The 23,288-nt window shown below is 66.6% G+C and carries 23 protein-coding genes; 7 read left to right on the forward strand and 16 right to left on the reverse strand.

Annotation, left to right across the window (positions count from 1 at the left end; all coding sequences use genetic code 11):
- The first annotated feature begins 1 nt into the window (after position 1).
- The 6 genes from A3AG_RS0123165 (at position 2) to A3AG_RS0123190 (ending at position 6,085) form a co-directional block, all read left to right on the forward strand.
- Positions 2-1,624, forward strand: a complete 1,623-nt coding sequence (locus A3AG_RS0123165; RefSeq protein ID WP_018007716.1) for a DHA2 family efflux MFS transporter permease subunit — start codon at positions 2-4, stop codon at positions 1,622-1,624.
- Between the two features lie 183 nt (positions 1,625-1,807).
- Complete coding sequence (locus tag A3AG_RS0123170; protein ID WP_018007717.1) at positions 1,808-2,596, forward strand: IclR family transcriptional regulator; 789 nt, start codon at positions 1,808-1,810, stop codon at positions 2,594-2,596.
- A 20-nt stretch (positions 2,597-2,616) separates the two neighbouring features.
- The gene (gene pepE, locus A3AG_RS0123175; RefSeq protein WP_018007718.1) at positions 2,617-3,333 is read left to right on the forward strand and encodes a dipeptidase PepE; all 717 of its coding nucleotides are present in this window, start codon (positions 2,617-2,619) and stop codon (positions 3,331-3,333) included.
- A 37-nt stretch (positions 3,334-3,370) separates the two neighbouring features.
- Positions 3,371-4,294 carry a DUF1177 domain-containing protein gene (locus A3AG_RS0123180; protein ID WP_018007719.1) on the forward strand — a complete coding sequence of 308 codons (924 nt, stop codon included), beginning with the start codon at positions 3,371-3,373 and terminating at the stop codon, positions 4,292-4,294.
- Positions 4,291-4,998 carry an AroM family protein gene (locus tag A3AG_RS0123185; protein WP_018007720.1) on the forward strand — a complete coding sequence of 236 codons (708 nt, stop codon included), beginning with the start codon at positions 4,291-4,293 and terminating at the stop codon, positions 4,996-4,998. Before A3AG_RS0123180 ends, A3AG_RS0123185 begins: the two co-directional genes overlap by 4 nt.
- 94 nt (positions 4,999-5,092) lie before the next feature.
- Entirely contained in the window at positions 5,093-6,085 is a 993-nt protein-coding gene (locus A3AG_RS0123190) for a Bug family tripartite tricarboxylate transporter substrate binding protein (RefSeq protein ID WP_026164424.1), read from the forward strand.
- A 44-nt stretch (positions 6,086-6,129) separates the two neighbouring features.
- On the opposite strand, the gene truB is transcribed toward A3AG_RS0123190, so the two are convergent.
- The 8 genes from truB to A3AG_RS0123230 form a co-directional block, all read right to left on the reverse strand.
- Positions 6,130-7,077 (reverse strand): tRNA pseudouridine(55) synthase TruB, encoded by a 948-nt coding sequence (gene truB, locus A3AG_RS0123195; protein ID WP_018007722.1) that lies wholly within the window; start codon positions 7,075-7,077, stop codon positions 6,130-6,132.
- 82 nt (positions 7,078-7,159) lie between these two features.
- Positions 7,160-7,531: a 30S ribosome-binding factor RbfA gene (rbfA, locus tag A3AG_RS0123200; RefSeq protein ID WP_018007723.1), complete on the reverse strand. Its 372-nt coding sequence runs from the start codon at positions 7,529-7,531 to the stop codon at positions 7,160-7,162.
- Positions 7,532-7,591: 60 nt separating this feature from the next.
- On the reverse strand, positions 7,592-10,483 hold the full coding sequence (gene infB, locus A3AG_RS0123205) for a translation initiation factor IF-2 (RefSeq protein WP_018007724.1): 2,892 nt from the start codon (positions 10,481-10,483) through the stop codon (positions 7,592-7,594).
- Positions 10,484-10,572: 89 nt separating this feature from the next.
- Positions 10,573-12,048 carry a transcription termination factor NusA gene (gene nusA / locus A3AG_RS0123210; RefSeq protein WP_018007725.1) on the reverse strand — a complete coding sequence of 492 codons (1,476 nt, stop codon included), beginning with the start codon at positions 12,046-12,048 and terminating at the stop codon, positions 10,573-10,575.
- Positions 12,045-12,533 carry a ribosome maturation factor RimP gene (rimP, locus tag A3AG_RS0123215; protein ID WP_018007726.1) on the reverse strand — a complete coding sequence of 163 codons (489 nt, stop codon included), beginning with the start codon at positions 12,531-12,533 and terminating at the stop codon, positions 12,045-12,047. Before rimP ends, nusA begins: the two co-directional genes overlap by 4 nt.
- Before the next feature lie 302 nt (positions 12,534-12,835).
- A complete protein-coding gene (gene rluB / locus A3AG_RS0123220) occupies positions 12,836-14,701 on the reverse strand; it encodes a 23S rRNA pseudouridine(2605) synthase RluB (RefSeq protein WP_018007727.1) in 1,866 nt (621 codons plus the stop codon).
- A gap of 5 nt (positions 14,702-14,706) precedes the next feature.
- The gene (gene scpB, locus A3AG_RS0123225) at positions 14,707-15,555 is read right to left on the reverse strand and encodes an SMC-Scp complex subunit ScpB (protein WP_018007728.1); all 849 of its coding nucleotides are present in this window, start codon (positions 15,553-15,555) and stop codon (positions 14,707-14,709) included.
- A gap of 586 nt (positions 15,556-16,141) precedes the next feature.
- On the reverse strand, positions 16,142-16,900 hold the full coding sequence (locus tag A3AG_RS0123230) for a sulfite exporter TauE/SafE family protein (RefSeq protein WP_018007729.1): 759 nt from the start codon (positions 16,898-16,900) through the stop codon (positions 16,142-16,144).
- Between the two features lie 77 nt (positions 16,901-16,977).
- Here A3AG_RS0123230 and fnr point away from each other — a divergent pair, with 77 nt between their 5' ends.
- Positions 16,978-17,703, forward strand: coding sequence for a fumarate/nitrate reduction transcriptional regulator Fnr (gene fnr / locus A3AG_RS0123235; protein WP_018007730.1), 726 nt, complete (start codon positions 16,978-16,980; stop codon positions 17,701-17,703).
- 55 nt (positions 17,704-17,758) lie between these two features.
- Here fnr and A3AG_RS0123240 read toward each other — a convergent pair whose 3' ends face one another.
- The 8 genes from A3AG_RS0123240 to ccoS all read right to left on the reverse strand — a co-directional run bounded on the left by A3AG_RS0123240 (position 17,759) and on the right by ccoS (position 23,288).
- A complete protein-coding gene (locus A3AG_RS0123240; protein ID WP_012353116.1) occupies positions 17,759-18,004 on the reverse strand; it encodes a hypothetical protein in 246 nt (81 codons plus the stop codon).
- Positions 18,001-18,210 (reverse strand): FixH family protein, encoded by a 210-nt coding sequence (locus A3AG_RS0123245; protein WP_018007731.1) that lies wholly within the window; start codon positions 18,208-18,210, stop codon positions 18,001-18,003. Before A3AG_RS0123245 ends, A3AG_RS0123240 begins: the two co-directional genes overlap by 4 nt.
- 43 nt (positions 18,211-18,253) lie before the next feature.
- Positions 18,254-19,726, reverse strand: coding sequence for a cytochrome c oxidase accessory protein CcoG (gene ccoG, locus A3AG_RS0123250; RefSeq protein ID WP_018007732.1), 1,473 nt, complete (start codon positions 19,724-19,726; stop codon positions 18,254-18,256).
- A gap of 49 nt (positions 19,727-19,775) precedes the next feature.
- Complete coding sequence (ccoP, locus tag A3AG_RS0123255; protein WP_018007733.1) at positions 19,776-20,693, reverse strand: cytochrome-c oxidase, cbb3-type subunit III; 918 nt, start codon at positions 20,691-20,693, stop codon at positions 19,776-19,778.
- A gap of 2 nt (positions 20,694-20,695) precedes the next feature.
- Positions 20,696-20,860 (reverse strand): cbb3-type cytochrome oxidase subunit 3, encoded by a 165-nt coding sequence (locus A3AG_RS0123260; RefSeq protein WP_010809472.1) that lies wholly within the window; start codon positions 20,858-20,860, stop codon positions 20,696-20,698.
- Positions 20,861-20,863: 3 nt separating this feature from the next.
- Complete coding sequence (ccoO, locus tag A3AG_RS0123265; protein ID WP_018007734.1) at positions 20,864-21,523, reverse strand: cytochrome-c oxidase, cbb3-type subunit II; 660 nt, start codon at positions 21,521-21,523, stop codon at positions 20,864-20,866.
- Positions 21,524-21,541: 18 nt separating this feature from the next.
- Positions 21,542-22,990: a cytochrome-c oxidase, cbb3-type subunit I gene (gene ccoN / locus A3AG_RS0123270; protein ID WP_012353121.1), complete on the reverse strand. Its 1,449-nt coding sequence runs from the start codon at positions 22,988-22,990 to the stop codon at positions 21,542-21,544.
- Positions 22,991-23,141: 151 nt separating this feature from the next.
- On the reverse strand, positions 23,142-23,288 hold the full coding sequence (ccoS, locus tag A3AG_RS0123275) for a cbb3-type cytochrome oxidase assembly protein CcoS (RefSeq protein WP_010809469.1): 147 nt from the start codon (positions 23,286-23,288) through the stop codon (positions 23,142-23,144).

Genomic DNA, 23,288 nt, shown 5'->3' on the forward strand with positions numbered 1-23,288 from the left:
CATGGCCACCTCCCCTTCCGCCGCTCCGGCAGCGCCCGGGGCGCAGCCCGACGCCGGCCCCGCGCCGGCGCGGACCCTGCCGCAGCAGCCGCAGCCACTGACCGGCGGCAAGCTGGTGCTCGGCACCATCGCGCTGTCGCTGGCCACGTTCATGAACGTGCTGGACTCGTCGATCGCCAACGTGTCGATCCCGGCGATCTCGGGCGACCTGGGCGTGGCGCCCAACCAGGGCACCTGGGTCATCACCTCGTTCGCGGTGGCCAATGCGATTTCGGTGCCGCTGACCGGCTGGCTGACCACGCGCTTTGGCGCGGTGCGGCTGTTCATCACCTCGATCCTGCTGTTCGTGCTGGCGTCGTGGCTGTGCGGCGTCGCCCCCAACCTGGAGACGCTGCTGGCCGCGCGCGTGCTGCAGGGAGCGGTGGCCGGGCCGATGATCCCGCTGTCGCAGTCGCTGCTGCTGTCGAGCTATCCGCCCGCGAAGAGCACCATGGCGCTGGCGCTATGGGGCATGACCACGCTGGTCGCGCCGATCATGGGCCCGCTGCTGGGCGGCTGGATTTCCGACAACATGACCTGGCCGTGGATCTTCTACATCAACGTGCCGGTGGGCATCGTCACCGCCTACGCCACCTGGGCCATCTACAAGGACCGCGAGACCCCCACCAGGGTGTTGCCGATCGACCGCATCGGCCTGGCGCTGCTGGTGATCTGGGTCGGCTCGATGCAGCTGATGCTGGACAAGGGCAAGGAGCTGGACTGGTTCCACTCGACCGAGATCGTGGTGCTGACCCTGGTGGCGATCGTCGGCTTCCTGTTCTTCCTCGCCTGGGAGACCTATGAAAAGCATCCCATTGTCGACATCAGCCTGTTCAGGGGCCGTAACTTCAGTTCCGGCGTGGTCGCGATCTCGGTGGCCTACGGGCTGTTCTTCGGCAACCTGGTGATCCTGCCGCTGTGGCTGCAGACCATCGTCGGCTATACCGCGACCGACGCGGGCATCGTGATGGCGCCGGTCGGCATCTTCGCGATCCTGCTGTCGCCGGTGATCGGGCGCAACCTGCCGAAGATGGATGCGCGCTGGGTGGCCACCGCGGCCTTCATCACCTTCGGCATCGTCAGCCTGATGCGCTCGGGCTTCACCACGCAGGTCGATACCTGGACCCTGATGGTACCGACGCTGATCCAGGGCGCGGCCATGGCGATGTTCTTCATCCCGCTGACCTCGATCATCCTGTCGGGCCAGCCCCCGGAGAAGATTCCCGCCGCCTCGGGCCTGTCGAACTTCGTGCGGATTACCTTCGGCGGCATCGGCGCGTCGGTCTCGACCACCGTCTGGGAGAACCGCTCGGCGCTGCACCACGCGCAACTGGTCGAGCAGGTCAACCCGTACAACCCGGTCTACCACGACCAGCTCAACCACCTGATGCAGATGGGGATGAGCCAGGCACAGGCAGTCGGCGTGATCGAGCGCAATCTCACCCAGCAGGCAGCCATGCTCGGCGCCAACGACATCTTCTGGATCTCGGGCGTGCTGTTCTTCGTGCTGATCGGCTTCGTCTGGCTGACGCGGCCGGCCCGGGGCGGCGGTGGCGGCTCGGCGGACGCGATGGCGGCGCACTGAGCGCCCGGTTCAGCGATACATAGGAATGGCCCCGGTTCGGGGCCATTTTTTTTTGCCCGCATCCGGCTAGTGAAATTTCCCCTTGTGTTCCGCCATCCATCGCCCTATGATTTGCCGACCGAATTACGGAACCGTAGTTCCGAAAAACGGAACCAAGGCAACCAAACTGGGCGGAGAGGCGGAGTGAGCATTCTTGAAGGCGTGGAGGGCGTGCTGGACCTGTTCGGGCATGGCCGCCACGAGATCACGTTCAACGATGTGCTGGATGAGCTGGGGCTGGCCAAGAGCTCGGCATCGCGCCTGCTCGCGCAGATGGTGCGCTACCGGCTGCTGGAGCTGCAGCCGTCGACGCGCCGCTATCGCCCGGGCGCACTGGTGATCCGCGCGGCGCAGGCCGCCACGCAGGCGCACCCCTTTGATGACCAGTGCCGCGAGATACTCGCCGCGTTGTCGGATTCGACCGGCTTCACGGCCTACCTGTCGATGCTCGACGGCACCGACACCGTGGTGCTGCAGCGCCTGAACGGCAGCAACCCGGTACAGGTGCTGTCGCCGCCGGGCGCGCGCCGGCCGGCCTTTACCACCGCCATGGGCCGCGTACTGCTGTCGCGCCTGCCCGAGGCCGAATTCAGCGCGCGCTACGGCGTCACCGGCGCCCGCAAGCTGCCCGACGCACCGGCCGGATGTCCTGCCACCGTGGCCGAGTTGCGCGAGCGCGTGGCCACGGCCCGCGCCGAGCGCAGTGCCATCGCCGTCAACGAAGGCATGCCGGGCATCGGGGCCGTTGCCACCACGCTGGCGGACCCGCTCTCGGGCGACGTGCGTGGTCTGTGCCTGTCCTTCACCGCGATGCAGGTCAGCCAGGCCCAGGCACGCGCGCTGCGCGAGACGCTGGTGCAGGCGGTGGCGCCGCTCGGGCAGCGAATTGGCGATCCGCTCTGGCTCCATCCCGTCGACATCGCCGCCCAATAGTCATCCCGCAGCCAAGACCCATGGAACTCCTGTTACTCAGCAACTCCTCCAGCGACGCGGGCTACCTCGTCCATGCCCACGCCGCGATCCGTGAACTGGCCGGCGGTCGCAACCGTGCCTGCTTCCTGCCGTTCGCCGGCGTCACGCGCGACTGGGACAGCTACGAAGCGCTGGTGCGCGACGCACTCGCTCCGGCCGGCATCGCCGTGCACTCGCCGCACCGGCTGGACCATGCGGATGGCGTACGGGCGGTGGCAGCGGCCGAACTGATCGTCATCGGCGGCGGCAACACCTTCCGGCTGCTGCAGTGCCTGCGCGAGCGCGGCCTGCTGCCTGTGATTGCGCGCCAGGTGGCCGCGGGCGCGGCACGCTATATCGGCTGGAGCGCCGGCACCAATGTCGCCTGCCCGACCATCCGCACCACCAACGACATGCCGGTCGCCGACCCTGGCGGCCTCGACGCGCTCGGGCTGGTGCCGTTCCAGATCAACCCGCACTACTTCAACCTGGTGGTGCCCGGCTTCCGCGGCGAAACGCGCGACCAGCGGCTGGCCGAGTTCACGGTGCTGCAGCCGCGGACGCCGGTGCTGGGCCTGCCCGAAGGCAACTGGGTGCGGGTCTCGGGCGATCGCATGGAGATGGGTGGTGCGCATGGCGCACGCTGGTTCCTTGGCCAGCAGATCGTCGACGTCGCGCCCGGCGCATTGTCCGTGCCGGCTCCCGCCGCCGGCCTCTGACCCTCGCCATCCAGTCAAGCAAGGAACTTGAAGCAAGATGTCCATCAAGCAGGTAATTGAATCGATCGAGCTGCTGTCCGCAGCCAGCGTCGACGGCGAGACCGTTGCCGCGTTGTTGCGCGCCCGCGGCATCCGCGACGTCACGGTGACGCGCGTGGAAGAGAACGGCCTCTACACCGACTTTCTCGCCTGCACCCTGCCCGGCCGCAATCCCGACGCGCCCGCGCTGGGCGTGGTCGGCCGCCTTGGCGGCGTCGGCGCGCGCCCGGCCGTGACCGGCCTGGTGTCGGATGCCGACGGCGCCATCGTCGCCGTCGCCACCGCGCTCAAGCTGGCCGACATGGCCGCCAGCGGCGATGTGCTGGCCGGCCCGGTGCGGATCCATACCCACATCTGCCCGCACGCCGCGACGCGGCCGCACCAGCCGGTGCCGATGATGAAATCGCCCTTCGCGATGCGCACGATGATGTCGCACGAGGTGCATCCCGGCATGGCGGCGATCCTTTCGGTCGACACCACGCGCGGCAACCGCTTCGTCAACCGCCGCGGCGTCGCGCTGACGCCGGTGGCGAAGCAAGGCTGGCTGTTGCGCCTGCCGGAGCGGATGCTGGACCTGATGGGCTGGGTCAGCGGCGAACTGCCGTCGGTGCTGCCGCTGACCACCCAGGACATCACCCCGTATGAGAATGGCCTGTGGCATGTCAATTCGATCATGCAGCCGGCCATCGTCACCGCGGCGCCGGTGGTGGGCGTGGCGCTGACCGCGCAGACCACCGTGCCGGGCTGCGCCACCGGCGTCACCAACGCCTTCGATATCGATGTGGCGACGCGCTTCTGCATCGAGGTCGCCAAGCAGTTCGGCCAGGGCCAGTGCGCCTTCTACGATGCCGAGGAATGGGCCGAGCTGCAGCGGCGCTACGGCTCGCTCGCGCACCTGCAGACCGTCGGGACCGAAGCATGACCGCGGCCGCCCCCCGCCTGCCGCGCGTGGCCTTCGTCACCATCGGGCAGTCGCCGCGGACCGACGTGGTGCCGCAGATGATGGCCGACCTGGGCCTGCCGGCCGAAGTCGAAGAATTCGGCATCCTGGACGCGCTGGGGTCCGACGAGATCGCCGCTCTGGCGCCCGCTGCGGGCGAGTACCGCTTCGCCAGCCGCCTGCGCGACGGCACGCAGGCGGTGATGGGCAAGCCGGCGGCCGAGGCCATGCTGGCGCGGCTGATGAACTCGCTCGACGACGGCGGCTTCGACGCGCTGGTGCCGCTGTGCACCGGCACCGCGCTGCCGCCGATGCAGTCGCTGGTGCTGGAACCGCAGCAGGTGGTGGACCACCTGACGGTAGCGCTGGCGCAGGGCTGCAGGCGGCTCGGCATCGTGCTGCCGCTGGCGGCGCAAATGAGCGGCTTTCACCTGATCCAGCCGGTGCCCTGCGAGCTGCGCGTCACGCATGCATCCCCCTATACCGATAGCGCCGAGAGCGATACCGGCCGCTTTGCGCAGGCGGGCGCGGCGCTGCGCGGCTGCGACCTGGTGGTGATGCACTGCATGGGCTACACCGAAGCCATGCGCGCCATGGTGGCGCGCCATGCGGGGGCTCCGGTGCTGCTGTCGAACCGCATGGTGGCACGGCTGCTGGGACAGGTACTGGCTGGCGCGGCGGCTTGATGGCGCGCACAGGATTCGCGCACGCGGCGAACGCATTCAGGGTAAGGGCAAGCCCGCTGACAGATTGCCCATGACACTGCTGGAGCTGGAAGGCATGGAAAAGGTAGGTAAGTGGAGGAAGCCGCTGGCAAGCGGCATGATGTGGATCGGCCTGGCCGCCGCGATGGTCCCCGCCGCGCAGGCGCAGGAATGGAAGCCGGCAAAGCCGGTGCGCCTGCTGGTGGGCTTTGCCCCGGGCGGCTCGGCCGACCTGCTGGCGCGGCTGGTGCAGGCGCCGCTGTCGGAAAGCCTGGGCGTGCCGGTGGTGGTGGAAAACGTGCCCGGCGCGGGTGGCAATATCGCCGCCGACAAGCTGGCCAAGGCGCCGGCCGACGGCTACACCATCGGCATGGGCGCTGCCGGCGCAATGGCGGTGACGCACGTGCTCAACCCCAAGGGCACGCCGTACAAGGCGGATGACTTCACCCCCATCGCCATGCTGGCGACGCAGCCCAATGTCGTGATCGTCAACCCGGCGCTGCCGGTCAAGACCATGGCCGACTTCACCGCGTACGTGAAAAAGACGCCACAGGTTACCTATGGCACCGCGGGCGTCGGCACGTCCAACCACCTGATCGCCGAGACCATGCTGCATCGCCTCGGCATCGACATGGTCCACGCGCCGTACAAGGGCGCCACGCCGGTGATCACCGACCTGATGGGCGGCCATATCGCCATGACGGTGGATAACATCACCACCGCGGCGGCGCTCGCCAGGAGCGGCAAGGTCAAGGCGCTGGCGGTCACCGGCAGCAAGCGCTCGCCGTTGCTGCCGGAGGTCCCGACGCTGGCCGAGAGCGGCCTGAAGGACTTCAACATGCCGACCTGGCAAGGCATCTTCGGGCCGAAGGACCTGCCGAAGGCGATCGTGGTCCGCTACAACCAGGCGCTGGTCAAGGCGCTGGCGAATCCGGAAGTCAGGAAGAAGATGGCCGAATTCGGCTCCGAGCCGGTGGGCGATACGCCCGAGCACTTTGCCGGCTTCCTCGCGCAGGACCGCAAGATGTGGGCCGACGTGATCAAGGCGGCCAAGGTCACATTGGAATAAGGGCTGTCCGGTCGGCGGGCGCGGCTACGTCGCCGCACGCCGCCTCACAGCTTGACCAGCCGCTCGGGCCGCAACGCGCCTTCGCGCATGCGTGCCACGCCCAGCAGCCGCGCCGGCTCGCCGGCATAGACCCGCGCCAGGCTTTGCTCGGCCAGCACGGTGCCGGCCGGCAGGTCGCGCTGGGCAATGCGCTGCCCTTGCAGGAAGCGCCCCGCCGCCGCCGCATCCAGCTGCACCGGCACGCATTTCTGCAGCAGGGCATCGACCGGCGCCAGCATGGCCGGGCGCTGCGCATCGTCCTGTGCCTCGATCTGCGCCAGCGTCACCGCGCCATCGAGCGTCAGGTCGCCCACGGCAATGCGGCGCAGCCCCGTCAGGTGCGCGCCGCAACCCAGCGCTTCACCGATATCCTCGGCCAGCGTGCGGATATAGGTGCCCTTGCTGCACGTCACCCGCATCTTGAACGATGGGGCTTCGGGCAAGGCGCAGTCCAGCAGTGCAATCGAACGGATCGTGACGCGCCGCGCCGCGCGCTCCACGGTCTGGCCGGCGCGCGCGTATTCGTACAGCGGACGGCCGTCCTTCTTCAGCGCCGAATGCATCGGCGGCACCTGCTCGATCTCGCCGACGAAGCCCCCCAGCACCCGCTCCACCGCGGCGCGGTCACAGGTGACCGGGCGCACGTCGAGCAGCTCGCCTTCGGCGTCGCCGGTGCTGGAGCGCGCGCCCAGGCGCACTTCGGCGTCATAGGTCTTGTCCGCCTCGAGCAGGTCCTGCGAGAACTTGGTGGCTTCGCCGAAACACAGCGGCAGCAGCCCGGTGGCGAGCGGATCGAGGGTGCCGGTATGGCCGGCCTTGGCCGCGCGCAACAGGCGCTTGGCACGCACCAGCGCGTCGTTGGACGACAGCCCCAGCGGCTTGTCGAGCAGCAGCACACCATGGACCTCGCGGCGCGGCAGTCGCGGCGGACGGTTGGCGTTGGAATCGGTCATCGGGAACAAGCGAAAGGCGGCGAGGCGCAACGCGCGGCGACCGCGCCAGCAGAGCCCATGCCGGCCGGCATGGGCGCCGGCATCAGTCTTCGTCTTTCGAACGCGTAGCGTTCGCTTCGTTGATCAGCCGGGACATCTCGATCGCGTGTTCGACCGAGGTGTCGTGATGGAAATGCAGCGTCGGCACGGTATGGATGTGCAGGCGCTTGAACAGCAGCGAGTGCAGGTAGCCGGCCTTCTCGTTCAGGATGGCTTCGGCCTGGGCCGCTTCGGCACCCAGCACGGTGAAGTACACCTTGGCGTGCGCGTAGTCGGGCGTCAGCGTGACGGACTGCAGCGTGACCAGGCCGAGGCGCGGGTCGCGCAGTTCGCGCTGGATCATCTCGGCCAGGTCCTTCTGGATCTGGTCAGAGATGCGGAGATTGCGGGAGGAGATATTGCCTTTCTTGGCCATGCAATACAGTCTGGTCGAGATGACAACGGCAGGCCGAAGCCTGCCGTTGCTTGCGACGCCTTACAGCGTGCGCGCCACCTCTGTGATTTCGTACACCTCGAGCTGGTCGCCTTCCTGAACATCGTTGAAGTTCTTGATCGACAGACCGCACTCGAAGCCTTGCTTGACTTCCTTGACGTCGTCCTTGAAGCGCTTGAGCGAATCCAGCTCGCCGTCGTGGATGACCACGTTGTTGCGCAGCACGCGCACCAGCGAACTGCGCTTGACCACGCCGTCGGTGACCATACAGCCGGCCACCGCGCCGACCTTCGGCACGCGGAACACCTGGCGCACCTCGACCGTGCCAGTAGTGGTTTCGCGCTTCTCCGGCGCCAGCATGCCCGACATCGCCGCCTTGATCTCGTCTACCGCATCGTAAATGATGTTGTAGTAGCGGATATCGATGCCGTTGTGCTCGGCCAGCTTGCGCGCGCCCGCATCGGCACGCACGTTGAAGCCGATGATGACGGCCTTCGAGGCCGTCGCCAGGTTGACGTCGGACTCGGAGATGCCACCCACGCCGCCGTGCACGATCTGCACCCGCACCTCGGCGGTCGACAGCTTCTGCAGCGACTGCACCAGCGCTTCCTGCGAACCCTGCACGTCGGCCTTGACGATCAGCGGCAGCGTCTGCACTTCGCCTTCGGCCATCTGCTCCAGCATGTTCTCGAGCTTGGCGGCCTGTTGCTTGGCCAGCTTCACGTCGCGGAACTTGCCCTGGCGGAACAGCGCGATTTCGCGCGCCTTGCGCTCGTCCGGCAGCACCAGCACTTCCTCGCCGGCGGCGGGCACTTCGGACAGGCCCTGGATTTCGACCGGGATCGACGGGCCGGCCTCCTTGGTGGCCTTGCCGTTCTCGTCCAGCATGGCGCGCACGCGGCCGTAGGCGCTGCCAGCCAGCACCACATCGCCACGCTTGAGCGTGCCGCTGCTGACCAGGATGGTGGCGATCGGGCCCTTACCCTTGTCGAGCTGGGCTTCCACCACCAGGCCCTTGGCCGGGGCGTCCACCGGTGCCTTCAGTTCCAGCACTTCGGCCTGCAGCGACACCTGCTCCAGCAGGTCTTCGATGCCGGCGCCGGTCTTGGCGGACACCGGCACGAACGGCGAATCGCCGCCGTATTCTTCCGGCACCACCTGCTCGGCCACCAGTTCCTGCTTGACGCGGTCCGGGTTGGCTTCGGGCTTGTCGACCTTGTTGATCGCCACCACGATCGGCACGCCGGCAGCCTTGGCGTGCGCGATGGCTTCCTTGGTCTGCGGCATCACGCCGTCGTCGGCAGCGACCACCAGGATAACGATGTCGGTGGCCTTGGCACCGCGGGCACGCATGGCCGTGAAGGCCTCGTGACCCGGGGTATCCAGGAAGGTGATCACGCCGCGGTCGGTTTCCACATGGTAGGCACCGATATGCTGCGTAATGCCGCCGGCTTCGCCCGCGGCCACCTTGGTGCGGCGGATGTAGTCCAGCAGCGAGGTCTTGCCGTGGTCGACGTGACCCATCACGGTCACCACCGGCGGACGCGGCAGCAGTTCGGCGTCTTCGTGCTCTTCGCCGTCGACCACCAGCAGCGCTTCCGGATCGTCCAGCTTGGCGGCGTACGCCTTGTGGCCCATTTCTTCCACCACGATCATGGCGGTTTCCTGGTCCAGCACCTGGTTGATCGTCACCATCTGGCCGAGCTTCATCATCTGCTTGATGACCTCGGATGCCTTGACCGCCATCTTGTGGGCCAGGTCGGCCACCGAGATGGTTTCCGGCACGTGCACTTCGCGCACCACCGGTTCGGTCGGCGCCTGGAAGTTGCTGCGGCTGTCGTCATGCTGCTGCTGACGGCCGCCACGGCCGCGCGGGCCACCGCGCCAGCCGCCCACGCCGCCCGACGAATCGCCGCGCGTCTTCAGGCCGCTGCCCTTCTTGCGGCTGCCTTCGTCCTGCCACGTCGACGAGGTGCCGGCCTTGACGACCTTGCCCTTCTTGTCGGTGGTGGTGGTAGCGGTGGCGGTCACCGGCTTCTTCTCGCCCGGCTTGGCCTCGGTGCCGGCCGGCTTCACCGGCTTGTGCAGCGTACCGGTCTGCTCGGCCTTCTTTTCCTCGGCCTTGCGCTCGGATGGCGCCTTGAGCACGCGTGCCGGCGCGTTCAGCATCTGCTGGATCGCACGGGCCTCGGCTTCGGCGGCCTCGCGGCGCTTGCGCGCGGCGATTTCCTGCTCGGCGCGGGCCTTGTCGGCGGCAGCCTTGGCCTCGTCGGCAGCCTTCTGCGCCTCGGCGCGTTCGGCGGCGACGCGGGCCTTCTCGTCCTCGGCCTTCTTGCGCGAGGCGTCCTCGTTGGCTTCGGTCACGGCGCGCGATGCGGCAGCCTCTTCCTCGGCCTTGCGGGCGGCGAGTTCGGCCTGGCGGCGCTGTTCGGCCTCGAGTGCCTCCTGGCGCGCGCGGCGCTCGGCTTCCTCGCGCTCGGCGGCCTCCCGGGCGGCCTTGGCCTCGGCTTCCTGGCGCGCCAGCTGCTCGGCCTGGCGGCGCTCTTCCGCTTCGCGGCGCGCCTCCTCGGCAGCATCGACGACCTGGGCCTGGGCCTCGGCGCCATCGGCCTGCGGCTCCTGGGCAGCGTCGTCGCGCTTGATCAGCACGCGCTTCTTGCGCACTTCCACCTGGACCGTGCGGGTCTTGCCGGTGGCGTCCGACTGGCGGATCTCGGAGGTTTCGCGCTTGGTCAGTGTGATCTTCTTGCGGGCGCTGTCGTCGGCCTGGCCGTGCGAGCGCTTCAGATAGTCCAGCAGCCTGGTCTTATCCGATTCCGTGATGATGTCTTCTGGCGTCGCTTTGCCCACCCCAGCCGCCTGCAATTGTTCCAGCAGGGCAGCTGCGCTGCGACTCAGTTCTGCGGCCAGTTGGGCAACTGTTGTGCTTGCCATTCAAACCCTTTCAATGCTTGGTTTCTACGTCGGGACAAATTGTTGCGGAAAGCGCGCCCTGCCCGGTTTCAGCGGCCAGGGCGTGTCCCTCAGTTGAACCAATGTTCCCGTGCTTTCATGATCAGCGACTTGGCTTCTTCCTCGCTGACACCGGTCATCTCGACCAGCTCGTCCACGGCCAGTTCGGCCAGGTCGTCACGCGTATGGATATCGCCTTCGGCCAGCTTGCCGATCAGTTCCGGGTTGAGGCCGTCGAGCGAGCGCAGGTCCTGCGACACCTCTTCCACCTTTTCTTCCCGGGCCAGTTCCATCGTCAGGAGCGCATCACGCGCGCGATTGCGCAGCTCGTTGACGGTGTCTTCGTCAAAGGCCTCGATCTCCATCATTTCACTGATGGGGACATAAGCCACTTCTTCCAGCGTGGAGAAGCCTTCCTCGATCAGGATGTCGGCGACTTCCTCGTCCACGTCCAGCTTGGACATGAACAGCTTGCGCACCACATCGCTTTCCTCGGCCTGCTTCTGCGCCGATTCTTCCTGCGTCATGATGTTGATCTGCCAGCCGGTCAGCTCGGACGCCAGGCGCACGTTCTGACCGCTGCGGCCGATGGCGACGGCGAGGTTTTCCTCGTCGACCACCACGTCCATGCTGTGCTTCTCTTCATCGACCACGATCGACTGCACCTGCGCCGGCGCCAGCGCGCCGATCACGAACTGCGCCGGGTCTTCCGACCACAGCACAATGTCCACCGCCTCGCCGCCGATCTCGTTGCGCACCGCGGTGACGCGCGTGCCACGCACGCCCACGCAGGTGCCGATCGGGTCGATGCGCTTGTCGTGCGCGACCACCGCGATCTTGGCGCGCACGCCCGGGTCGCGGGCCGCCGCCTTGATCTCCAGCAGGCCCTGTTCCATTTCAGGCACTTCGTTCTCGAAGAGCTTGATCAGGAAATCGGGCGCTGTGCGCGACAGCTCGATCTGCGGGCCACGCGCGGCGCGGTCTACATTGAGGATATAGGCGCGCACACGGTCGCCGGTGCGCAGGTTTTCCTTGGGAATGATCTGGTCGCGGGCCAGCAGCGCTTCGACGCGGCCGGATTCGACGATCAGGCCCTTCTTGTCGGCGCGCTTGACCGTGCCGGTCATGATCTTTTCGCCGCGGTCGAGGTAGTCGTTCAGGATCTGCTCGCGCTCGGCGTCGCGGATGCGCTGCAGGATCACCTGCTTGGCGGCCTGCGCGCCGATGCGGCCGAACTCGACCGATTCGATTTGCTGCTCGATATAGTCACCCAGCTCGATGCCCGGGTTTTCCTCGCGGGCCTCGAACAGCAGGATCTGCTTGTCCGGCTCCTGCAAGCCCAGCTCGTCGGGAACGACCAGCCAGCGGCGGAAGGTTTCATGCTCGCCCGACTCGCGATCGATCGCGACACGGATATCCACGTCTTCCTCGAAACGCTTCTTGGTGGCCGAGGCGAGCGCCGCCTCCAGGGCACCGAATACCACATCCTTGTCGACGTTCTTCTCACGCGCAAGCGCATCGACGAGCAACAGAACTTCGCGGCTCATTGCTTGTTCCCTTTTCTTTGATTTCCTTTGAAGTCGATCACCGGCACCAGGCGTGCCTTGTCGACATCGGATACGGCAAATTCCAGCAGCGCCGGGCCATCCTTGCCCTCGAACTCCAGGCCGATCTTCTCTTCGCCCGCGGCGCCGGTGGGCTCGCGCAGGATGCCGGTGAAGTTCTTCTGTCCGTTGACGGGCAGGCGCAGCGTCACGCGCGCCTCCGCGCCGGCAAAGCGGATGAAGTCGGCCAGCTTCTTCAGCGGCCGGTCCAGTCCGGGCGACGAGACCTCGAGGCGTTCATAGTCGACGTTCTCGACCGTAAACACGTGGGTGAGCTGGCGGCTCACCTTTTCGCAATCCTCGATGGCAATGCCGGTTTCAGGCTGATCGATATAGACACGCAGCAATCCGGCCGGGGCACGCTCGAGCTCGACCAGCTCATATCCCATGCCGCTTAGGGTGGTTTCGATCAAATCTGCCAGATGCACTGTTATCCCGAGTAATGGCCATCAACACCGTGGCAGGCAAACCCGCCGGTGCCGTCCGGGACGACCCTGCTGCAGCGCTGCCTGTCCGCCACCCCTTCCGCCCATGCGGAAGCACCGAAAAACGGGCGAACCAAAAAAAAATGGGCGCAATGCCCATCATTCGCCCATCCTCGGACGAGGATGGCTTTTTGAATAGACTTGAATTATACGCGGATTATGTCGAAAAGGCAAAAGCCAGACATTACCGCGGATTGCACGCGGCGCCGGCAGGCGTTCTGCCTGCCGTGCGCAGCCTGCGGCACCTAACGATTGCCGCCGCGGTTGCCACCGCGATTGCCGCCACCGCCACGCGGCGAACGGTTGCCGCCCGACTTGGCTGCCTTCGGCATCACGTTGCCATTGGCCTCGCCGCCGCGGCGGGCCTTGCCCTGCCCCTGGCCTGCCTGGCCCCTAGTGCCGCCCATGCCGCCCATGCCGGCACCGCCGCCACGTCCCTGGCGCGCGCCGGCGCCGCGGCCACCGCCGAGGTTGGCGGCGTGCGAAGTCAGCAGCGTCGGCCCGTGGCTGATATAGCCCATCGACGTCTTCATCGGATCCGGCTGGCTGCTGCGGCTGCCGCCGCCACCGCCACGAGGACCGCCCTGTTCGAAGCGCGGCAGGCCATCCATGCCGGTATGCATCGGCATGCCGGCAATCGCCGCCTCGGTGCGCTGCTTGCGCCCGCCCACCTTGGTGGCACCCTTGGGTGCCTGCTCGCCCTTGCCCGGCACCTTCAGGCCGACGCTGGTCATCAGCGCCTTGACGTCATTCGGCTCCACTTCCTGCCAGCGGCCGCGCTTGAGACCGCGCGGCAGCAGGAACTGGCCGTAGCGGGTACGGATCAGGCGCGACACGGTCAGGCCAACCGCCTCGAACATGCGCCGCACTTCGCGGTTGCGGCCTTCGGTCAGGGCCACGTGGTACCAATGGTTGGCGCCTTCGCCGCCACCGTCGGCAATGCGCAGGAAGTTGGCCTCGCCGTCATCCAGCTTGATGCCGTGCAGCAGGCGCTGGCGGTCGGCTTCGGCCAGCTCGCCCAGCGTGCGTACCGCGTACTCGCGCTCGACCCCGTAGCGGGGATGCATGAACCGGTTGGCGATGTCGCCCGAGGTGGTGAAGATCAGCAGGCCTTCAGTGTTGAAATCCAGGCGGCCCACCGCGACCCACTTGCCGGTCTTGATGCGCGGCAGGTTGTCGAACACGGTCGGGCGGCCTTCCGGATCGGACTGGCTGACGATCTCGCCGGCAGGCTTGTGATACAGCAGCACGCGCGGCGGCTTGGTCGACACCTTGCGGTGGATCAGCTTGCCGTTCACGCGGACCTGGTCGGCCGGCAGTATGCGCTGGCCGATATGGGCCGGCAGCCCGTTGACCGAGACGCGGCCCTGCAGGATCAGCTCTTCCATCTCGCGGCGCGAGCCCAGGCCGCCCTCGGCCAGCACCTTGTGCAGCTTGGGGGCGTCGTCTTCGGCGGAGAGTTCGCGCACCGGCTTGGCCTTGGTGCGCGGGATGACGGTGTCTTCGCTGTCGTACTGCTCAGAAATGACGAAGCGGAACAGGTCTTCGCTGCTTGCGGCGGCCTTGTCCGCGCCGGTTTGGCCCTTGCGCGCGGCCTGCGGCTTGCTGCCATCCTTGCGCCGGCCCTGCTGGCGCGCACCTGCGCCCTGGTTGTCGCCGGACGTTGCGGGCTTGCCGCTGCGCTGGCCCTGCTTGCGCTTGCGGGCCGGCTGCTCCGGCTTGTCGGCGCCTTCGGCTCGGGCCGCGCGGTCGATCTTGTCCGCCTTGCTGGTGCCCTGGCTGCCCTGCGCGCCCTCGCCCGTCTTGCGCTTGCCGCGGCCACGCTGGCCACCGCGCCCGGCACCGGCGGCGCCCGCGCTGGCGGCTGCAACCGCCTCGCCGGCATCGCCCTGGCCGGCCGCGCCGGCGCCTTCGGCGCCCTCGGCGCGGTCCTGCGCCGCCTGGCGGCGCGATGCCACCAGGTTCCTCAGACCGCGGCGCAGCCCCTTGCGGCGGGGCGCGGCGTCGCTGCCCGTTCCGGGTTCTGCGGCGCCGGTGTCGGCGGATGCGCCCGCATGGCGGGCGTCTTGCTCAACGGAATCAGACAAGATATTCACTATCGGATGTTGCATGTTGTTCAGTTCGGCACGCGCTCGTCGTGCTCGCTCGGGTGCGGCGGGGTGCCGTCGTCAGGCAGCTGGTCCCGCGCCCCGTTCGCAGCGGGCGCGGCCGGCTCGATGGCATCGCCCGCATCCGCCTCGACAGCCGCTGGCAGCGGCTGCGCGTCAAAGCCATCGGCGCCGTCTCCGCGCGCGGCGGTTTCGCCTTCGCCCGCGGGCGCCGCCGCTGCCGATGTGTCGGCCGGCGTGGCCGGCTCGGCAAAGGCTTCTTCATCGGCGCTGGCCGGCTTGTTGGCCGCCAGGTCCTCGAAATTGATCGCCTGCTGCTCCAGCAGGGCGGCCTGCGCCTGCGCCTGGGCATCTTCCAGCGGCGGCAGTTCGTCCAGCGTGCGCAGCCCGAGGTCATCCAGGAATGCCTTGGTGGTGGCATACAGCGCCGGGCGGCCCGGCACGTCGCGATGGCCGATCACCTCGATCCAGCTGCGATCCTCGAGCTTCTTGATCACTTCCGTGCTGACCGTCACGCCGCGGATTTCCTCGATATCGCCGCGGGTCACCGGCTGGCGGTAGGCAATGATCGCCAGCGTCTCCATCACCGCGCGCGAGTATTTTGGCGGTTTTTCCGGATTCAGGCGGTCGAGGTATTCCCGCATTTCGGGCCGGCTCTGGAACCGCCAGCCGCTGGCAAGCGCCACCAGTTCCACGCCGCGCGGGCGCCAGTCCTGGCGCAGTTCGTCCAGCAGCACGCGGATGGTGTCCGCGCCGACGTCATCGTCGAACAGGCGGCGCAGATCGTTGACGCGCAACGGTTCCTGCGCGCAGATCAGCGCCGTCTCGAGGACGATCTTCGCCTCTTGGGTATTCATGTTGATGGTGTGCAGCCTGTCTTTGCACCTGCTCCCGGACGGATCCGGGGCACCGGAGATTTTGGATACAGCGGTGCCAAAGCCACCGCCATCTCATCGCGCAGCGAGCCGGATACCTGCCGTACCCAGGCCGTGCACTTCCCTTTCTTTGCATCGAGTTGCCGGGGCTTCCGGCAGGAGATCGTCCGCATGCCGTCATGGATCGGCCAGCGAACCTCTTGCGTCGCGCGTCCGCACAAACGGACATCGCGGTCGGCGACCTGAACGCCTCGAACGCAAGAAAATACGGGTATCGGGAGCAAGGCCGGCATCTACCACGCCGCAGCGCCAACCGGACTTTTGAACCAGATCTTTTGAACCGGATGGACCGCGGGGACTGGCGCTCATCGAAAGCCTTCCGCTTCCCGCGTCCCGAGCGCGCTTTCGGATATGAAAGCCGCCAGGCGCTGTTCGCCGCTGCTTACCGCAGCCTGTCTGACTCCGCGCGATACCGCAATGCTGGCGATTGTATGGCATTCCCGCCTCCGCCTGCAACCACCATCCTGCTTGCGCGGGGTGCCAACGCCGCAGGATGCCCCGTGTCGCATCAAAACACCAGGCAGAAGCCCTGTTCCGCCAAAGAATGTGGCAGCAGCACCGCTCGCGCAATGCCAAGCCCGCCGAACGCCATCACGGCAAGGCCCGCGCCCAGGCGCACGCCCGGGCGCCGCGACCAGAGCCTGAGATAGCCCGACAGCCCGGACAGCACCAGCAGGTTCGGCAGCGTGCCAAGCCCGAACACGCCCATCACCAGCGCGCCCGAGCCGGCATTGCCCGCCAGCAGCGCCAGCGTCAGCGCGCCGTAGACCATGCCGCACGGCACCAGTCCCCAGGCCAGGCCCACGCCGAAACGCCGCGCCAGCCCGCCGCGCGCCCGCACGAAGGCCGGCATCGCGCCGGCGAGACCACCGAGCCGGCCGGCCACCGCAGTGCTGGCACGCGCCGCCAGCCGCTCCAGCCAGTTCACGGTGAAGGTACTGCCGCGCAGCAAGCGCCAGCCCGACCACAGCAGCATGAGGCTGCCGGCACCGAACAGCCAGCGCTGCACCGGCAGGTAGTCCTGCTTCCAGGCCGTGGCGCCGGCGGCGCCCAGCGCGGCACCCAGCAGCATATAGGTGGCAATCCTGCCAAAGTGCATCACCAGTAACTCGCCAAGCCACGCAGTGCGGCTGCGCACCAGGCTGACGGGCACTGCCTTGCCGCGTCGCTGCTCCACAGCCAGCGCCACGCCGCCGCACATGGCCGCGCAGTGCACGCCGCCCAGCAGAGCCAGCAGGAAAACGCTGATCAAGACGCCAAAAGTCAATTCTGTCTCCCTGCCGGATCACATCGCACGGTAAAATGTCCATATCGTGCCCCGCTGCCATTTCTAGCAGGTTCCAATTGCTCACCTCCATCCCCATTACCGAGATGTCGCCCCGCTGCTCCACCTGTGCGATGGGACAGCTGTGCCTTCCGGTTGGCATGTCGCAGCAAGACCTTGCCAAGATCGACACGCTGGTGCAGGAGCGCATCCGCGTGCACAAGGGGGAAACCCTCTACCGCATGGGTGACCCGCTCACCGCGGTCTACGCCATCCGCTTCGGTACGCTCAAGACGCATGTCACCACCGAAGACGGACGCTCGCAGATTACCGGCTTCCACCTGCCCGGTGAAATCGTCGGGCTCGACGGCCTGGGCGAAATGCAGCATGCATCCGATGCGACCGCGCTCGAAGACACCGAGGTATGCGTGGTCCGCATGAACGATCTGCAAACCCTGTCGGCCGACTTGCCGTCGCTGCAGCAGCAGTTCCTGCGCCTGATGGGCAAGGAAATCACCCACGACCAGCTGATGCTGGTCACGCTCGGCTCGATGCGCGCCGAAGAACGCCTGGCCGCCTTCCTGATCAACCTGTCGGAACGGCTGTCCGCGCGCGGTTATTCGGCGTCCGAGTTCGTGATGCGCATGAGCCGCGAAGAAATCGGCAGCTACCTCGGACTCAAGCTCGAGACCGTCAGCCGGCTGTTCTCGCGCTTTGCCGAGGCGGGGCTGATCCAGATCCGCCAGCGGCATGTCAAGCTGATCGACATCGACGGCATCAAGCAACTCTACAGCCGTAGCTGCTGACCCACCGCGGCGTTGCCGCGCCACCTGCGGCGCCGGCAACGCGGTGGGCGCCTCCCTACTCCAGTTCGTCCGTATCCGCCAGCCGCGTCGGCATGGTGTACAGCGTCAGCCCGCTGGACAACGCGCAGAACACCCACGCCAGCAGGAAGCCGACGGTATAGACCGACTCGCGCGACGATTCGATCGGATGGCCGAAGAATTTCAGGTCGCCCGGATCGACGACGGAAAACACCGTCGCCGTCGCCAGGCCCGCCATCAGAAAGCCCGGCCACAGCACCCACATCAGCCAGCGCAGCCTCATGGCCGCCTCGCTGCCGCGGACCCGGGTGGCACAGCTTGCACCTTCTCCACCACCAGGCCATGCCGCGTCGCGCCCTGCACCGGCATGTCAGGGTGCGTCGACGCCAGCCAGATCGTCACGCCGCATGCCACCATGGCCACCAGCGGACCGGCCATCAGCAGCCACGGCCACGGTTCCTTCCACCACGGATTGCCTTGCCGATTCATCTTGCCCCCTTGGTCCTGGCGACTGCATAAGAGTCGCCTAGCTTCACAAATCGCGCGGCACGATAAAACTGGTGGATTGCCGGATTTCGGCATGCCCCTGCTCCGTGCCTTCGCTCGTTACCGTTACTTGGATCTTGTGCGTGCCCTGTCTGGCGGCCTCGATCGGCACGCGGATGCGGACCGGCAGCAGCCGGTTGGACGTCGGCGCCAGCGATTCGGCCTGCTTGTCGTATTCGACCGTCAGGTCCTTCAGTTCATCGCTGTCGGCACGCACGCGGATCTGCATCGGCGCTTCGGTGGTGTTGATCAGCTGCAGCCGATAGACGTTCTCGATCCACCGCCCGTCCACCTCGCGGCCCAGCGCACCGCGGTCGCGGATGATGTCGACCTTCAGCGGCGTGCGCAGCATGATCGACGCCATGAAGCCGCCCAGCAGCGCCACCCAGATCACCGAGTAGATGATGACGCGTGGACGCAGCAGGCGCTTGCGCGATGCCGCGGCGGACAGGCCCTTGCGCATCGCGTTTTCCGAGGTGTACCGGATCAGCCCGCGCGGGTAGTCCATCTTGTCCATGACCTGGTTGCAGGCGTCGATGCAGGCGCCGCAGCCGATGCACTCGTACTGCAGGCCATCGCGGATGTCGATGCCGGTCGGACACACCTGCACGCAGATGCTGCAGTTGACGCAATCGCCCAGCCCGGCCTGGTGATGGTCGGTCTTGCGCGAGCGGCTGCCGCGCGGCTCGCCGCGGCCGACGTCATAGGTCACGACATAGGTGTCGCGGTCCACCATCACGCTCTGGAAACGCGCGTAGGGGCACATGTACTTGCACACCTGCTCGCGCATGAAGCCTGCGTTGCCCCAGGTGGCGAACGCATAGAACAGCATCCAGAACGCCTGCCACGGCCCCAGCGACAGCGCCATCACCTCGCCGCCCAGCTCGCGGATCGGCGCAAAGTAGCCGATGAACGTAAAGCCGGTCCACAGTGCGATCAGCACCCACAGGAAATGCTTGGTAGCCTTGATGCGCAACTTGCGCAGGCTCCACGGGTCCCCGTCGAGGCGGATGCGGGCGATGCGGTCGCCTTCGACCCGCCGCTCGATCCACATGAAGATCTCGGTGTAGACCGTTTGCGGACAGGCGTAGCCGCAAAACAGCCGCCCCGCGATCGCCGTGAACAGGAACAGCGCCAGTGCCGAGATGACCAGCAGCACGGCCAGGTAGATCACGTCCTGCGGCCACAGCACCAGCCCGAAGATATAGAACTTGCGCTCGCCAAGGTCAAACAGCACGGCCTGGCGTCCGTTCCATTGGAGCCAGGGCGTGCCGTAGTAGATCAGCTGGGTCAGGATCACCAGCCAGACCCGCCAGCTGGAGAACGCGCCCTTCACCGAGCGCGGATAGATCTTGCGGCGGACCTCGTAAAGGGTCTCTTCCGAGGTTTCGCCCGGCGCGGCGGCCGACCGCTGCAGGCCGGCCGCCCGGGCCACTTCTTCGGTCCCGGGCGCGTTCATGGGCGAGTTCTCCCGCGAGCCAACAGCGCTCGCTCACATGAGTCGTCGATCATTGCCCGGCTCCGCCTCCCGTATTGGACAACCCCCACACATAGGCCGTCAGCATGCGGATGCGTTCGGGTGTCAGGATTTCCTCGTGCGCCGGCATATGGTTGTTGTGGCCCTTCAGGATGGCCTCGACGATGCTGGCTTCCGAGCTGCCATAGAGCCAGACGTTGTCCGACAGGTTCGGTGCACCGAGCGCCTGGTTGCCCTTGCCGCCGGCGCCGTGGCATGCCACACAGGTGGTCTTGAATGCGCCTTCGCCGCGCGATACACGGATCGGATCCGATGACAGCCCGGACAGCGAACGCACGTACTGCGCCACGTCGCCCGCCTGCTTGGCATCGATGGCCGCGCCAAACGGCGGCATCACGCCATTGCGGCCCTTGGTGATGGTCTGGCTGATGGTCTCGGGCTCGCCGCCATATAGCCAGTCGTTGTCGGTCAGGTTGGGAAAGCCCCGGCTGCCGCGCGCATCTGAGCCATGGCACTGCGCACAGTAGTTCAGGAACAGGCGCTGGCCGATTTCCCGCGCCTGCGGGTCCGCCGCCACCTGCTTGACGTCCATCTTCAGGTACTTGCCATAGATCTCGCTCTGCATGCGCTCCTGCGCTGCGCGGTGCGCGGCCAGTTCGCCCTGCGTGGAGAACTTCAGCACGCCAGCGTACGAGCCCAGGCCCGGATACAGCACGAGATAGGCCAGGCCGAAAATGCAGGCCAGCAGGAACATCCACATCCACCAGCGCGGCAGCGGGTTGTTCAGTTCACGCAGGTCGCCGTCCCAGACATGGCCGGTATCTTCGGTGCCACCGGGGGTCTTGGTGATCTTGCGTTGCGAAAACAGCAGCCAGACGCACCAGACGATGCCGATGAGCGCGATGGCGGCAATGTAGTAACTCCAGAATTCGGAAATGAAATCGCTCATGGCTAGGTGTTCCGGCTCGATGTTGTCGTAGTTTCGTCAGGCAGCGCGAACGGCAGCATGGCGGATTCGCGGTTGGCGGCCTGGCGGCCGGCGGACCAGGCCCACCAGCAGATGCCGAGGAAGACGACCATCGACACGACGGTCGCAATGGCGGTGATCATGGCCATGGCTTACTCCTTCGGAGCCGCTGCGGCGGCATCGACGCGGACGTTGCGGCGGTTGGCGCCAAGGCCCTGCAGGTAGGCAACCAGCGCGTCTTCTTCGGTCCTGCCTTTCAGCTCTTCCGGCGCCTTTGCGATGTCGGCGTCTGAGTACGGCACGCCCAGCTTGACCAGCGCGCGCATGCGTGCCTGGATATCGCTGGTGGGCAGTTCGACCTTCTCCAGCCACGGGTACGACGGCATCACGGATTCCGGCACCACGTCGCGCGGGTTGCGCAGGTGGATGCGCTGCCAGTCGTCGGAGTAGCGTCCGCCTACGCGCGCCAGATCTGGACCGGTCCGCTTGGAGCCCCACAGGAACGGATGGTCGTAGACCGATTCGCCGGCAGTGGAGTAATGGCCGTAGCGCTCGGTCTCGGCCTGCAGCGTGCGCACCTGCTGCGAATGGCAGCCGACGCAGCCTTCGCGGATATAGATATCGCGCCCCATCAGCCGCAACGGCGAATACGGCGTGATGCCCGGATCCGGCTCGGTGGTGGAGTGCTGGAAGAACAGCGGCACGATCTGCACCAGACCGGCGATGCTGACCACGAGGATCGTGCAGATGATCAGCCAGCCGATGTTCTTCTCCAGCGTTTCGTGGGAAAAGAAGCGTTGTTTGTCGGACATCTTTCTATCCTGGATTGATCAGTGGGCAGAGGCGGCGATGCTGGCCGGAATCGGCGCATCCACGGCGGGCTTGCCGGCGATGGTCTTGGCGATGTTGTACGCCATCAGCAGCATGCCGGAGAGGAAGCACATGCCACCCAGCAGGCGAATCAGGTAGAACGGGTACTTGGCCTTGACCGCTTCGACGAAGGCGTAGGTCAGCGTGCCGTCAGGCTGCGTGGCGCGCCACATCAGGCCTTCCATCACACCCGCAATCCACATCGAGGCGATATACAGCACCACGCCGATGGTCGCGATCCAGAAATGCCATTCGATCAGGCGCACACTGTACATCTGCTTCTCGCCGAACAGCCGCGGGATCAGGTAGTACAGCGAACCGATCGAGATCATCGCGACCCAGCCCAGCGCGCCGGAATGCACGTGTCCGATGGTCCAGTCGGTGTAGTGCGACAGCGCGTTGACGGTCTTGATTGACATCATCGAGCCTTCGAACGTGGACATGCCGTAGAACGACAGCGCCACCACCAGGAACTTCAGGATCGGGTCGGTGCGCAGCTTGTGCCAGGCGCCCGACAGCGTCATGATGCCGTTGATCATGCCGCCCCAGGAGGGTGCCAGCAGGATCAGCGAGAACACCATGCCCAGCGACTGCGCCCAGTCGGGCAGCGCGGTGTACTGCAGGTGGTGCGGGCCGGCCCACATGTAGGTGAAGTTCAGCGCCCAGAAGTGGACGATGGACAGGCGGTAGGAAAAGATCGGTCGCTCGGCCTGCTTGGGAATGAAGTAGTACATCATCCCCAGGAAGCTGGTGGTCAGGAAGAAGCCGACCGCGTTATGGCCGTACCACCACTGGATCATCGCGTCCTGCACGCCGGCATAGGCCGAGTAGGATTTCCACAGCGACACCGGCATCTCGATGTTGTTGACGATATGCAGGATGGCAATGGTCAGGATGTAGGCGCCGAAGAACCAGTTGGCGACGTAGATATGCCGGGTCTTGCGCTTGACGATGGTGCCGAAGAACACGATGGCGTAGGCCACCCAGACCGCGGTGATCAGCAGGTCGATGGGCCATTCGAGTTCGGCATATTCCTTGGAGCTGGTGATGCCCAGCGGCAGCGTGATGGCGGCGGCGACGATGACCAGTTGCCAGCCCCAGAACGTGAACGCGGCCAGCGGGCCGCAGAACAGGCGCGCCTGGCAGGTGCGCTGGACCACGTAGTAGGAGGTGGCAAACAGCGCGCTGCCGCCGAAGGCGAAGATCACCGCATTGGTATGCAGCGGACGCAGCCGGCCGAACGACAGCCACGGTGTATTGAAATTGAGTTCGGGCCAGATCAGCTGTGCTGCCAGCAGCACGCCGACGGCCATGCCGACGATCCCCCAGACTACCGTCATGACAGCGAACTGTCTTACGACGCCGTAATTGAAGGTGTCGACGCGTGAAGACGCGGCAGTGACATCCATTCAGACCCCCAAAGCTTAGAGAAAATAAAAAACCTACTGACAGTGTGACTTTAGAAAAAGCAGGCCACGGGTGCGTTGATCTTTATCAAGCCGCTCCGGGCACGTCTTGAACCTGCGCGCGCGGCCGCGGTCCGAGGCCCGCGCCGCCGGCTCACGGCTTGTCGTTGTCCAGCAGGATCGATTCGGCAGGCCGGTCCAGGTCGTCGTACTGCCCGGCATGAAGCGCCCACCACAGCGCGCCCGCGATGACCACCACGAGCACCAGGCTCATCGGCACCAGCAGGTAAAGCGTTTCCAT

The organism is Cupriavidus neocaledonicus (assembly GCF_000372525.1).
Classification (GTDB): domain Bacteria; phylum Pseudomonadota; class Gammaproteobacteria; order Burkholderiales; family Burkholderiaceae; genus Cupriavidus; species Cupriavidus neocaledonicus.

Coding starts and splice junctions, on each gene's coding strand:
- A3AG_RS0123240 (WP_012353116.1), bottom strand. CDS start 18,004: ATGAGGCTGCGCTGGCTGATGTGGGTGCTGTGGCCGGGCTTTCTGATG.
- ccoG (WP_018007732.1), bottom strand. CDS start 19,726: ATGAACGCGCCCGGGACCGAAGAAGTGGCCCGGGCGGCCGGCCTGCAG.
- A3AG_RS0123190 (WP_026164424.1), top strand. CDS start 5,093: ATGGAAAAGGTAGGTAAGTGGAGGAAGCCGCTGGCAAGCGGCATGATG.
- truB (WP_018007722.1), bottom strand. CDS start 7,077: ATGACCGATTCCAACGCCAACCGTCCGCCGCGACTGCCGCGCCGCGAG.
- ccoS (WP_010809469.1), bottom strand. CDS start 23,288: ATGGAAACGCTTTACCTGCTGGTGCCGATGAGCCTGGTGCTCGTGGTG.
- pepE (WP_018007718.1), top strand. CDS start 2,617: ATGGAACTCCTGTTACTCAGCAACTCCTCCAGCGACGCGGGCTACCTC.
- rluB (WP_018007727.1), bottom strand. CDS start 14,701: ATGCAACATCCGATAGTGAATATCTTGTCTGATTCCGTTGAGCAAGAC.
- A3AG_RS0123260 (WP_010809472.1), bottom strand. CDS start 20,860: ATGGCCATGATCACCGCCATTGCGACCGTCGTGTCGATGGTCGTCTTC.
- A3AG_RS0123185 (WP_018007720.1), top strand. CDS start 4,291: ATGACCGCGGCCGCCCCCCGCCTGCCGCGCGTGGCCTTCGTCACCATC.
- scpB (WP_018007728.1), bottom strand. CDS start 15,555: ATGAATACCCAAGAGGCGAAGATCGTCCTCGAGACGGCGCTGATCTGC.
- A3AG_RS0123165 (WP_018007716.1), top strand. CDS start 2: ATGGCCACCTCCCCTTCCGCCGCTCCGGCAGCGCCCGGGGCGCAGCCC.
- rbfA (WP_018007723.1), bottom strand. CDS start 7,531: ATGGCCAAGAAAGGCAATATCTCCTCCCGCAATCTCCGCATCTCTGAC.
- nusA (WP_018007725.1), bottom strand. CDS start 12,048: ATGAGCCGCGAAGTTCTGTTGCTCGTCGATGCGCTTGCGCGTGAGAAG.
- ccoO (WP_018007734.1), bottom strand. CDS start 21,523: ATGTCCGACAAACAACGCTTCTTTTCCCACGAAACGCTGGAGAAGAAC.
- ccoN (WP_012353121.1), bottom strand. CDS start 22,990: ATGGATGTCACTGCCGCGTCTTCACGCGTCGACACCTTCAATTACGGC.
- A3AG_RS0123245 (WP_018007731.1), bottom strand. CDS start 18,210: ATGAATCGGCAAGGCAATCCGTGGTGGAAGGAACCGTGGCCGTGGCTG.
- ccoP (WP_018007733.1), bottom strand. CDS start 20,693: ATGAGCGATTTCATTTCCGAATTCTGGAGTTACTACATTGCCGCCATC.
- A3AG_RS0123180 (WP_018007719.1), top strand. CDS start 3,371: ATGTCCATCAAGCAGGTAATTGAATCGATCGAGCTGCTGTCCGCAGCC.
- infB (WP_018007724.1), bottom strand. CDS start 10,483: ATGGCAAGCACAACAGTTGCCCAACTGGCCGCAGAACTGAGTCGCAGC.